This window comes from Pseudomonas sp. PDM21, from assembly GCF_014852505.2.
In the GTDB taxonomy this organism is placed as follows: domain Bacteria; phylum Pseudomonadota; class Gammaproteobacteria; order Pseudomonadales; family Pseudomonadaceae; genus Pseudomonas.
On the sequence record NZ_CM181223.1, the window covers coordinates 3231937 to 3244375 of the forward strand.

The 12439-nt window shown below is 67.4% G+C and carries 8 protein-coding genes; 6 read left to right on the forward strand and 2 right to left on the reverse strand.

Annotated elements, in window-relative coordinates:
* The first annotated feature begins 46 nt into the window (after positions 1-46).
* A complete protein-coding gene (locus IB275_RS14995; protein WP_192296138.1) occupies positions 47-1228 on the forward strand; it encodes an acetyl-CoA C-acetyltransferase in 1182 nt (393 codons plus the stop codon).
* A gap of 264 nt (positions 1229-1492) precedes the next feature.
* Positions 1493-2932 carry a short-chain fatty acid transporter gene (locus tag IB275_RS15000; protein ID WP_081519812.1) on the forward strand — a complete coding sequence of 480 codons (1440 nt, stop codon included), beginning with the start codon at positions 1493-1495 and terminating at the stop codon, positions 2930-2932.
* Between the two features lie 72 nt (positions 2933-3004).
* On the opposite strand, the gene IB275_RS15005 is transcribed toward IB275_RS15000, so the two are convergent.
* Both IB275_RS15005 and IB275_RS15010 read right to left on the reverse strand, forming a co-directional pair.
* Positions 3005-3925, reverse strand: coding sequence for a LysR family transcriptional regulator (locus IB275_RS15005; protein ID WP_192296137.1), 921 nt, complete (start codon positions 3923-3925; stop codon positions 3005-3007).
* Between the two features lie 19 nt (positions 3926-3944).
* A complete protein-coding gene (locus IB275_RS15010) occupies positions 3945-4472 on the reverse strand; it encodes a cysteine hydrolase family protein (protein WP_192296136.1) in 528 nt (175 codons plus the stop codon).
* 165 nt (positions 4473-4637) lie between these two features.
* On the opposite strand from IB275_RS15010, the gene pqqF reads away from it, so the two are divergent.
* The 4 genes from pqqF to nahK all read left to right on the forward strand — a co-directional run bounded on the left by pqqF (position 4638) and on the right by nahK (position 12392).
* Positions 4638-6929: a pyrroloquinoline quinone biosynthesis protein PqqF gene (gene pqqF, locus IB275_RS15015; RefSeq protein WP_192296135.1), complete on the forward strand. Its 2292-nt coding sequence runs from the start codon at positions 4638-4640 to the stop codon at positions 6927-6929.
* A 290-nt stretch (positions 6930-7219) separates the two neighbouring features.
* On the forward strand, positions 7220-8422 hold the full coding sequence (locus IB275_RS15020) for a porin family protein (RefSeq protein ID WP_192296134.1): 1203 nt from the start codon (positions 7220-7222) through the stop codon (positions 8420-8422).
* Between the two features lie 255 nt (positions 8423-8677).
* Positions 8678-9835 (forward strand): nitric oxide-sensing protein NosP, encoded by a 1158-nt coding sequence (gene nosP / locus IB275_RS15025; RefSeq protein ID WP_192296133.1) that lies wholly within the window; start codon positions 8678-8680, stop codon positions 9833-9835.
* A complete protein-coding gene (gene nahK / locus IB275_RS15030; protein ID WP_192296132.1) occupies positions 9765-12392 on the forward strand; it encodes a hybrid sensor histidine kinase/response regulator NahK/ErcS' in 2628 nt (875 codons plus the stop codon). The genes nosP and nahK overlap by 71 nt, the downstream gene beginning before the upstream one ends.
* Positions 12393-12439: the final 47 nt, after the last annotated feature.

Sequence of the window (12439 nt, forward strand, 5' to 3'; positions counted from 1 at the left end):
GCGCATGGCGCGCTCCTACAGGTAAAGCCAGCTTCGGAGTTCCCAGATGCAAGACGTAGTTATTGTCGCCGCCACCCGCACCGCCATCGGCGCCTTCCAGGGCAGCCTGGCGAACATTCCCGCCCATGAACTGGGCAGTCTGGTCATCCGCTCGCTGCTCGAACGCAGCGGCGTGAAGCCGGACCAGATCGACGAAGTCATCCTCGGCCAGGTGCTCACCGCCGGCGCCGGGCAGAACCCCGCGCGGCAGGCCGCCATAGGCGCCGGCCTGCCGGTGGAAGTGCCGTCGATGACCATCAACAAGCTCTGCGGCTCGGGCCTGAAGGCGCTGTTCCTCGGCGTCCAGGCGATCCGTTGCGGCGACGCGGACGCCATCATTGCCGGCGGCCAGGAAAGCATGAGCCTCGCGCCCTACGTGCTGCCCAAGGCCCGTACCGGACTGCGCATGGGCCACGCCGAGCTGCAGGACACCCTGCTGCGCGACGGCCTGATCGACGCCTTCAACGACTACCACATGGGCATCACCGCCGAGAACCTGGCCGAAAAGTTCGGTATCAGCCGCGAGGCGCAGGACGCCTTTGCCGCGCAGTCCCAGCTCAAAGCCGCCTCGGCCATCGAGGCCGGCCGCTTCAAGGACGAGATCACCCCGGTGCTGATTCCCCAACGCAAGGGAGAGCCCCTGTCCTTCGACACCGATGAGCAACCGCGCGCCGGCACCACCGCCGAATCCCTGGGCAAGCTCAAGCCTGCCTTCAAGAAGGATGGCACTGTCACCGCCGGCAACGCCTCCACCCTCAACGATGGCGCCGCCGCCGTCCTGCTGATGAGCGCCGAGCGCGCACGCAGTCTGAACCTCCCGGTTCTGGCGCGCATCCAAGCCTATGCGAGCAGTGGTGTCGACCCGTCGATCATGGGCATCGCCCCGGTGACCGCGACCCGCAGCTGCCTGGAAAAGGCCGGCTGGAGCCTCGACGACGTCGAGCTGATCGAGGCCAACGAAGCCTTCGCCGCGCAGGCCCTGTCGGTCGGCAAGGAGCTGGGCTGGAACGCCGAGAAGGTCAACGTCAACGGCGGCGCCGTCGCCCTTGGCCACCCGATCGGCGCCTCGGGCGCCCGCGTGCTGGTGACGCTGCTCCACGAAATGCTCCGCCGTGATGCGAAGAAGGGTCTCGCGACCCTGTGCATCGGCGGCGGTCAGGGTGTCGCCATGGCCCTGATCCGGGACTGAAGGCGCGACCGAGGACCAAGCGACCAACGATTGATTGGCGAGCGCCGGGCGGCATGTATCCATGTCGTACCGGTAGGCAGGATGGTGGGTGGGCACACCGACAGACGAACATCCTGCCGCGGTTTTCGGCGTCCCCCGGCGCCGGCAAACCCTTGCGTCACCGCTCGGCCCCACGCAGGCCGGGCGGTTTTTCATTCCAGGACGGGTATTGCCACAAGCCCCGTTCGACGATGAGCCATTACAAGAACAACGAGGTAGACCATTATGAATTCCCACGCCCAAACCCCCGGCACAGCCGTTCAGGACAGCCGCTCGGCGCGCTTCGCCATGGCCTGTTCCAACTGGGCCGAGCGCTGGTTCCCCGACTCCTGGGTCTTCGCCGCGCTCGCGGTGCTGATCGTCAGCGTGGCCGCACTGGCCATCGGCGCACCGGCCACCGAAACCGCCAAGGCCTTCGGTGACGGCTTCTGGAGCCTGATCCCCTTCACCATGCAGATGGCCTTCGTGGTCATCGGCGGCTACGTGGTCGCCAGCTCCGGCCCGGCGTCCAAACTCATCGACCTGTTCGCCCGCGTGCCGAAGAACGGCCGCTCGGCAGTCGCCTGGGTCGCGGTCATTTCCATGGTCGCTTCGCTGCTCAACTGGGGCCTGTCCCTGGTGTTCGGCGGCCTGCTGGTACGCGCCCTGGCGCGTCGCGAAGACCTGAAGATGGACTACCGCGCCGCCGGCGCCGCCGCCTACCTGGGCCTGGGCGCCGTGTGGGCGCTTGGCCTGTCGTCCTCCGCCGCGCAGCTGCAGGCCAACCCGGCCAGCCTGCCGCCGTCGATCCTGGCGATCACCGGTGTCATCCCGTTCACCGAGACCATCTTCCTCTGGCAGTCCGGCGTGATGCTGCTGGCGCTGGTGCTGGTGTCGCTGGTCATCGCCTACATGACCGCACCCGGCGCGGCCAGCGCCCGTGATGCGAAGGCCTGCGGCGTGGACGTCAGCTTCACTCCGCCGAGTGCGCCGAAGGCGACCCGGCCGGGCGAATGGCTGGAACACAGCCCGCTGCTGATCCTGATGCTGGTTGCCCTGGCCGCCGGCTGGCTGGTCCACGAATTCAGCACGAAGCCGGCGATCACCGCGATCTCCGGGCTGAACACCTACAACCTGCTGTTCCTCATGGTGGGCGCGCTGCTGCACTGGCGCCCGCGCAACTTCCTCGACGCCGTGGCCCGCGCCGTGCCGACCACCACCGGGGTGCTGATCCAGTTCCCGCTGTACGGCTCCATCGCGGCGATCCTGACCACTGTGAAGGGCGGCGACGGCTCCACCATCGCCCACCACATCTCCACCTTCTTCGTGCAGATCGCTTCCCACGACACCTATGCGCTGCTGATGGGTGTGTACTCGGCGGTGCTGGGCTTCTTCATCCCGTCTGGCGGTGGCAAGTGGATCATCGAGGCGCCCTATGTGATGCAGGTAGCCAACGAGCTGCAGTACCACCTGGGCTGGGCGGTGCAGATCTACAACGCCGCCGAAGCGCTGCCGAACCTGATCAACCCGTTCTACATGCTGCCGCTGCTCGGCGTGCTGGGCCTGAAAGCCCGCGACCTGATCGGCTTCAGCTTCGTCCAGCTGCTCGTCCACGTGCCCCTGGTGCTGTTCCTGCTCTGGGCACTGGGCACCACCCTGCAGTACCTCCCGCCGGTCCAGCCGTAACCACGCATTCGGCCCCGATGGCAAAAAGCCCGGATGTCGCGAGACATCCGGGCTTTTTTCTTCGGGAAGCGATCAGCCCCGGCTGACTTCCACGGCGCCGAGCGCACGCACGTCCAGGTGCTCGCCGCTGAGCTGCGCAGCGTCCTGGTCGAACACTTCGCGCAGCCAGTCACTGACCGCCTGGAAGCGACCGATGCGGCCGGCGTCGCGGTGAGCGAGCAGCCAGATTTCCCGCACGACCACCGCGCCGGAGAGGCGTACCAGGCCTTCGCGCTCGCCGAGGAAGCACGGCAGCAACGCCATGCCCAGGCCGCTTTCGCAGGCGTGGATCAGCGTGGTCACACTGCTCGCGCGCAGGGCGAAATTGGCATCCGGGACGAAGCGCCGCAGCCAGCACATCTCCGGGGTGTCATCGAGGTCTTCGCCGTAGCCCAGCCAGGGCTGCTGCGGCCATTGCTCAGGCGGCACCTGGGCGAAAGGCGTGGCGGCGTAGATGGCGAAACCGATGTCGGCGACCTTGCGCATCACCAGCGCGGCGTCTTCCGCCGGGCGCGCCAGGCGCAGGGCGAAGTCGGCTTCGCGACGGGTGAAGGACAGCGCGCGGTTCGCCGGGATCAGCTGCAACTGCAGGTTGGGATAGGTGCGCGCCAGTTGCGGCATGTGCTGCACCAGCCAGTGGCTGAAGAGGAAATCCACCGCGGTGATGCGCACCGAGCCGTTGATGGCGCTGGCTTCGTTGCGCGTTTCCAGCAGCATGCTCTGCACATCACCGAGGATGCGCTCGGCGTAGCCAAGAAAGGCCGTGCCGGCGTCGGTGGCCTTGTAGCCCGCGTTGTCGCGGATGAACAGGCGGGTCTGCAGCGCGCTTTCCGCGGCCACCAGGCGCCGGCTCATGGTCGAGGGGTCGACGCCCAGCGCGCGGCCGGCGGCGCTCATGCTGCCGTGCCGGGCGAGGGCGAGGAGGATCGGGATGTCGTTCCAGTCGAAATTCACGGGGATGACCTCGCGGGCTTCAGAAATGCACGTCGGCGGCCGGGACCACTTTGGCGCGCGGGCCGAAGCTGCTGATGCTGCCCAGTACCGCGTTGTGGTGCGCGCTGATCTGCGCGGCGCTGAGCACGGCATTGTCGACGGTGGAGTGGGCATCGCCCACCAGCGTCACGGCGTAGCCCTGCGCCAGGGCGCGGCGGGTGGTGGTGTCGACGCAGTAGTCGCTCTGCAGGCCGCAGACCACCAGGTGATCGATGCCGCGCGCTTGCAGCAGGTCGGCGAGGTCGGTGCGCAGGAAGGAGTCCGGGGTGGTCTTGCGCACCTGGAGGTCCGCAGGGGCGGTGAGCAGTCGCGATTCCAGCTGCCAGCCGGCGCTGCCATACTGCAGGTCATCGTCCTCGTGCTGCACCAGCACCACCGGCACGCCGGCCCCACGCGCCGCTCGACTCAGACCATTGATGCGCTGCAGCACATTGTCGATGTCGAAACAGGCGCAGTCGCCGGTACACAGGTCGGACTGGACGTCGATGATCAGCAGGGCGGTGCTCATGGCGAGCGTATTCCTTTCAAGAGAATGGCGAAGGTCGAGTGGCGTCGGGAATGGTAGCCCGCCTGATGGCGTGGGCCAATGCCGGCAAGCGTTTGCTGCCAAAGCCGTATTTCCCTTTGCCGCGCCTTCGGCGATGGTGACGGCCATCAACCGGACCGGATGCCGATGAACAGCCTTCCCGCCAAGACCCTGACCCTCGCCAACGGCCTGCGCGCCACCGTCATCCAGGCTCCCGGCGCCAGCCGCGCCGCCGCGCTGTTGCGGATCGCCCGTGGCAGCCACGACGAGCCGGAAGCCTTCCCCGGCCTCGCGCACTTCATCGAGCACCTGCTGTTCCTCTGTGGCGAGCGCTTCGTCGAGGGCGAGCGCCTGATGCCGTGGGTGCAGGCCCGTGGCGGTCGGCTCAATGCCAGCACCCGGGCCCGGCAGACGGACTACTTCTTCGAGGTACCGGCCGCCGATCTGGGGGACGGGTTGGCGCGGCTGGTGGACATGCTGGCGCGGCCGCTGCTGGACGAAGCCGTGCAGGTCGCCGAACGGGAAGTGCTGGAAGCCGAATTCCTTGCCCGCGGCCGCGATCCTGACACCCTGATCGACGCCGCCCTGGCGCTGGCGGTGGCGCCGCGGCACCCCCTGGGGCGCTTCGTGGCCGGTCGCCGCGACAGCCTCAAGGTGGAAAACGCCGAGTTCCAGAAGGCGCTGCGTGCCTTCATCCGCTCCTGTCAGGTGGGCGGGGCGCTGGAACTCTGGCTGCAGGGCCCGCAATCGCTGGAAGAACTGGAGGCACTGGTCGAGCGCGAAGCCGCTGTGCTCCCGTCCGGCGCGCTGGTCGAATCCGCCAGTGCCGAGTCCCTCCTGCCACTGGCCGGTCAGGAACTGAAGCTGCGCCTGACCGGCGCCCCGCGACTGGTGCTGGCCTTCGCCCTGGAGGGCGTGGCGGGTGAGGGCGGTGCGTTGCTGGAACAGTTGCAGGGCTGGCTGGCCGACGAGGCGCCCGGATCACTGCTGGCCTGCCTGGGGCAGAACGGGCTTGCCGACAGCGCCCGTGTGCGTCTGAGCCGCTTCGCCAACGGCCAAGCGTTGTTGCGTTTCGATTTCGAACTGGCCGAAGCCGCCACCGCCGATCTCGTCGAATCAGCCTTCCTTTCCTGGCTGGAGGCGCTGCGCAAATTGCCGGAGGATATCCTCGCCGCTGCTCCTGTCGATGAGCCCACCGGCGCCCTGGAACAGCTGCAACGCCGCGCGGGAAGCGCCAATCCCTCGGCATGGATCGGCCAACTGGTAACACTGCGGATGATCCGCCTGCTGACCTGCGAGCCGGTGATCGGCGAGTCGCTGACCTCGGCCGGCTTCATCCTCGATGTCGGCCGTAGCCCGCAGCGCAGTATCGAACCGCTGCGGGGCGAGCCGTGGTCCTTCACGCCGACGCAAGCGGCCAAGCAGGCCGAGCCCGCTGCCCTTTACCTGCGCTGGCGCTTCCCGCAGCCGCCAAGCCGGCCGGCATTCCTTTGCGCCAGGCAGGCGCTGCGTCCGCTTGCAGGCGCAGCACGGCACGAGGGCGCCAGCCTGCGCCTGGAGGCCATGGAAAGTGACTGGACACTGATGCTGTCGGGGGCGAAGAACCACCTTGCCGAGCTGGCCGAGTGCGCGATCCATGCGCTTCAGCATCCTGCCGCCGCTGTGCTGGGGCAGGGCGCGCGTCTGCACGCTGCCGAACGCCGTCGCCGCGAAGGTGAAATGCCGATCCGACAGTTGCTCGATCTGCTGCCGCAGATGCTGGCCGGAGACAGCGATGCATCACCGGACTGGTCCGCCGCCCATTGGGACGACCTGACTCGCGGCATCGAGTTGCCGGATACCCTGGCAGGCTACTCGACCACCAGCGCGTTGCCGCCGCGCAGCGGCCCGGCCGGTCGGCATCGCCAGGTACTGGAGCTGGCGGGCGAAGCGGCGCTGTTGCTGTTCTGCCCGCTGGCGTCGCGCTCGGCGGCCGACGAAGCCGCGTGGCGCTTGCTGGCCCGCGTGCTGGAGCCGGCCTTCTTCCACTGGCTGCGCGGCGAGCGGCAACTGGCCTATGCACTGTACTGCGGCTTCCGCCAAGTGGGCATGCGCCGCGGCATTCTCTTCGCGGTGCAGTCGCCGTTGTTGTCGGCGGTGGAGTTGCAGGCCGAGGTCGACAGCTTCCTTTACCGCCAGGGCGAAGCCCTGCTGCGGATCGACCCGCAACGAGTCGACAGCCTGCGCGCTCCGCTGGCCGCTGAGCTGGCGCGCGCGCCGGACGACTTCGCCGAACGCCTGCATCAGGCCTGGAACGACCAGCTGGCCGGCGTCGCATCGTCGCACCGTGAGGCCATGGTCCAGGCGCTCGGCAACCTCTGCGCCACCGAGCTGCGCGCCGCGCATTCGGCGCTCAGCTCCGCCCAGGGCGGTCACTGGCTGCTGCTCAGCCACGCCTGATCCTCGTACTTTCGACCTGGGGTGCCGTCCGCAAGGCGGTGCCACGGTCGACTTTTGCCTTACGCCCGGTGTGCTGGCCCAAGGTAGCTGCCCGGCGGTCACGACTACCCGCGACCATCGCCACGCGCCTGAGGAAGCGGTGGTCGCAGAGCCTTGCGCAGTGCTCCCGCAAGACGCCTGCAAGGCCCGTGGAACCGGCGCCAAAGCAGCGTATGGCAAGGCCGCGAGCGTTTCGATAATCGCCTCCGACACGACTGAGCCGCAGTCGACCCCCCCACCCGGAGAGCGCCATGAACAAGAACAAGATCGCCGTCCGCCGCCAGCTGCTGCCGCTGGCATTGTCCACCCTGGCCCTGTCTTCAGTGTCGAGCGGAGCCAGCGCCGACATCATGCTGTACGACAAGGACGACACGACCTTTTCCACCGACGGCTACTTCAACGCCTTCTATGTGAACAGCGACGTCGATCGCAACGGCGAAACCTACGACCGCCGCCAGTCGCGGGTGAAGATGGGCTTCCTGCCCAACTACATCGGCTTCAACTTCGGCAAGAAGATCGACGGCCTGACCCTCACCGGGCGCTCCTCGTTCTGGGTGACCATCAACGACAGCGAGCAGGACGGCACCGACACCGCCATCGACGTCCGCCAGTTCTACGGCAATGTCGCCGGCGACTGGGGCGAGGTGCTGATCGGCAAGGACTTCGGCCTGTTCTCGCGTTCCAACATCTTCCTCGACGAACTGCTCGCCGGCTTCGGCAACGCCAGCGATACCCTCGGCCTGGTGGATGGCAAGGGCGTGTCCTTCGGCAACATCGGCACCGGCTACCCGTACCCGTTCCCGACCTCGCAGATCACCTACCGCAACAACAACCTGGTGGAAGGCCTGCACATCGCGGTGGGCATCATGGACCCGATCGACACCAACCAGATCGACAAGGACGCCAGTGACGGCCTCGACGACAAGGCCTACCAGGACAACCCGCGCTACGAGAGCGAGATCAGCTACCAGTTCGACGTCGGCGGGGCGAAGATCTACAGCTGGGTCAACGGCGCCTACCAGACCTCGAAGAACACCAACGACGAAGTCGACAGCGTGACCTCGAAGGGCCTGGGCTATGGCCTCCAGGCGAAGATGGGCGGCTTCTCGCTCACGGGGTCGGGCTTCACCGCCAAGGGCATCAACCCGTTCTTCACCAACAACGCGGGTGAAGCTGCGCTGCGTGAAGTGGACAGCCGCGGCGTGCTGCTGCAGGGCTCCTACAGCTGGGGCAAGAACCGTGTGGCGCTGTCCACCGGCGAGACCCGCGACGACGGCAACGGCCTGGGCAGCGCGGCGGATTACTCCACCCAGGGCATCGCCTACTTCCGCACCATCAACGACAACCTGAAGCTGGTGGCCGAGTACAACGTCTACGAGATCGACGGCCGCAAGGGCTCCACCGTCAGCGAAGACACTGACACCTTCGCGGTGGGCGCCGTCCTCAACTGGTAACCCCCCAACTCCTTTGGTTCCGTTTCGGCGGGTCGGCACGGCGTGTCGCCCGCTTTTTTTGTTTGATGGGGGAGCCGTCATGGCCGGAATGCGGCCCAAGGGACGGCGCCGGCCCTGCCCACGGTTCGCTTGCGTGGCCTGCTCCTACAAATTTCCCGCTACTTTCGGATAGACCCGTCACGACCCAAGTAGCATGGGGCGCGCTCCGGCTGCTTCGTAGAATGCCAACGTCGATATCCTGACTGGGCGTACGCCATGCACGAAACACAAGGAGTCGTTCGCGGCATGTCCAGTGCCCGCGACGTCGAGGCGGTTGCCCAGGACCTGGCGCGCCAGCTGATCCATCCCAACCTCGGCTTCGTGCTGTTCTTCTGTTCCGCCGAATACGACCTGCCGACGCTGGCCGCCGCGCTGGAGCAGTATTTCGGCGGCATCGACCTGGCCGGCTGCACCACCGCCGGGGAGATCACCCCGCAGGGCTATGGGCGTGGCTGCGTCACCGCCGTCGGCTTCGATTTGCGCACCTTCGCCATCTCCTGCGCGCTGGTGGACGAGATGGAGCGCTTCAGCCTGATCGACGCGCAGCAGATGGTCGAGTCGCTGGTGGCGGACTGCCGCAGCGCCGGGCTGGCGCCGATCAAGGACCACAGCTTCGCCCTGACCCTGCTCGACGGCCTGTCCAGCCGCGAGGAAGTGGTGCTCGCCGCGCTCAGTGCCGCGCTGGGCGCTATCCCGCATTTCGGCGGCTCGGCCGGCGACGACAACCACCTGACCCACACCCACGTCTATTACCAGGGCCAGTTCCACACCGGCGCGGCGGTGGTGGTGCTGTTCAACACCTGGCTGGACTTCGAGGTGTTCACCACCCACCACGTGCTGCCCAGCGAGGAGAAACTGGTGGTCACCCGCGCCGACAGCGACAGCCGCCGCGTGCTGGAGCTCAACGCCGAGCCGGCCGCGCTGGAGTTCGCCCGGCTGGTCGGAGTGCCGCTGGAGCAGCTGGATTTCTCGCTGTTCCCGGCGCATCCGCTGGCGGTGCGGGTGCGTGACCAGTACTACGTGCGCTCGATCCAGCAGGTCAACGAAGACCTCAGCCTGACGTTCTACTGCGCGGTGGAGAACGGCATCGTCCTCACCGCCATGAGCACCGGCCCGCTGCTGCCCGGGCTGCAGGCGCAGTTCCAGCGCCTGCACGAACGCCTCGGCCCGCCATTGCTGACCATCGGCTGCGACTGCTTCCTGCGCCGCCTGGAGCTGGAGGTGGCCGGCGATACCGGGCCCACCGCCGAGTTTCTGCGCAGCCAGCAGGTGATCGGCTTCAACACCTACGGGGAACAATTCAATGGCATGCATATCAACCAGACCTTCACCGGTGTCGCCATTGGCCGTCCTCGGGGCAACGCCGGACGCTGACCTGCGTGCGCGCATTGACGAGCTGGAGCGCGACAACCACAAGCTGCAGCGGATCAATGCGGCGCTGATCGAGCGTGTCGAGTCGGCCACCTTGCGCGGCGACAACGCCTATGGCGCCTTCCAGCATTCGGTGGTGCTGGCCGAGCAGGTGCGAGAGCGCACCGATGCGCTGAGCGAAGCGATGGTCGAGCTGAAATCCAGCAACCAGCTGCTCAGCGACGCGCGCCTGCGCGCCGAGACTGCGCACCAGCATCTGCTCGATGCCATCGAGAGCATCTCCGATGCCTTCGTGCTGTTCGACCCGCAGCAGCGCATCGTCCTCTACAACGAACGGTTCCGGGCCTTCTGGGCGCAGACCCGCGCCCGTGTCGGCGCGGGAACGCGGCTCGCCGAGGTGCGCCGGCTGGCGCAGAGCAGCGGGCTGATCGTCGAGGAACAGCGCAGCAGCGACGACGAGCACACCCTCTATCGCCTGCGCAACGACCGCTGGGTGCGCGTCACCGAACGGCCGACCCGCGACGGCGGGCTGGTGGTGCTCTACAGCGACATTACCGAGATCAAGCAGAACGAGATGGCCCGCCGCGAACAGGCGGTGGCGCAGAAATCGCATTTACTGCAACGCGCCGTCGACAACCTGTCCCAGGGCGTAGCCATGGTCGGCGCCGATGGCGCGCTGGAGTTGTGGAACCGGCGCTTCCTGGAGCTTTGCGGGCTGGCGCCGATCGAGGCGCACCGGCCGTTCGCCGAGGTCATGGCCGACAGCGAACTGCCGCTGCTGACACCGCGCAGCCGACCGTGCAAGGGCGAGGCGGAAGGGGTGATCGAGCAGCGCCTGTTCGACGGACGCATGCTGGAAATCCGCACCCACGCGTTGCCGACCGGGGGCTTCGTCAACACCTTCACCGACATCACCGAGCGCTACCGCCACGCCGAGGCACTGCGTGAAAGCGAACGCTGGATTCGCCTCATCACCGACCAGGTCCCGGCGCTGATCGCTTACCTCACCGCCGATCTGGATTACGACTTCACCAACAAGGTCTACGAGGAATGGTACCGCTGGCCCAGCGGCTCGATGCTCGGGCGCAACCTGCGCGAGGTACACAGCGCCGAACACTGCCAGCGCCTGGAACCGTACTTCGAGCGCGCGCTGTCGGGCGAGAGCGTCACCTTCGAGATCGCCGAGACCAACCTCGCCGGGCAGGAGCGCTACATGCAGCGCTCCTACGTGCCCAACCGCCAGGCCGACGGCACCGTGACCGGCCTGTTCGTGCTGATCCGCGACATCACCGAGCGCCGCCGCACCGCCGAGGCGCTGCACCAGGCCTACCAGAACCTCGAGCAGCGGGTGCGCGAACGCACGGCCGAGCTGACCAGCCTGAATGACCAGCTCAAGCGCGAGATCGACGAGCGCAGCCAGGTCGAAGGACGCCTGCGTGAAGCCAAGCGCGAGGCGGAGCAAGCGAACCTGTCGAAGACCAAGTTCCTCGCCGCCGTCAGCCACGACCTGCTGCAACCGCTGAACGCCGCGCGGCTGTTCACCAGTGCGCTGCAGGAGCGCAGCGGCGAAGTGCTGGTGCGCAACATCAGCCAGTCGCTGGAAGACGTGGAGACGCTGCTCGGCACCCTGGTGGACATCTCCAAGCTGGATGCCGGGGTGATCAAGCCGGACATTGCCTCGTTCGATGTCAGCGAACTGCTCGGCAACCTCGCCGCCGAGTACCGTCAGGTGGCCGCCAGCGAAGGCCTGGCGCTGGACTTCGTACCCTGTGGCGCGCAGGTGCGCAGCGACATCCAGCTGCTGGCGAGGATCCTGCGCAACCTGCTGACCAATGCCATCCGCTACACGCCGTCGGGCCGGGTACTGCTGGGCTGCCGGCGGCGTCGGCACAGCCTGTGGATCGAAGTCTGGGACACCGGCGTGGGCATCGCTGCCGACAAGCTCGGCGAGATATTCCAGGAGTTCAAGCGCGGCGATGTGCAGCGTCTCCATCAGGACCGCGGGCTGGGTCTGGGCCTGGCCATCGTCGAGAAGATCGCGCGCATGCTCGGCCATCGCATTCAGGTGGAGTCGGTACCGGGCAAAGGCTCGCGTTTCGCCATCGAAATCCCGCTGGCGCGCCGTGTGGCCCGAAGCGCGCCGGAACCCGAGCGCACCGCCGACGACCTGGTGGAGCGCCTGCGCGGCTCCCGCGTGTGGGTGCTGGATAACGATGCCTCGATCTGCGCCGGCATGCGCACGCTGCTGGAAACCTGGGGCTGCCGGGTGGTGACGGCGCTGTCGGAGGAGGACCTGGCGCGGCAGGTGGACAACTTCCACGCCGAGTCGGACCTGCTGATCGTCGATTACCACCTCGACGATGGGCTGAACGGGGTCGACGCGGTGGCCTCGATCAATGCCCGCCGTGGCACGCCGCTACCGGCGCTGATGATCACTGCCAACTACAGCAACGAGCTGAAGCAGCAGGTCCGCGAGCTGGGGCACACGCTGATGCACAAGCCGGTGCGGCCGATGAAGCTGAAGACGGCGCTGTGCCATCTGATCGATAGCGCCCGTTGATTCGGGCTGCGGCATTCCTCCTGTAGGAGCGGGCCATGCCCGCGATC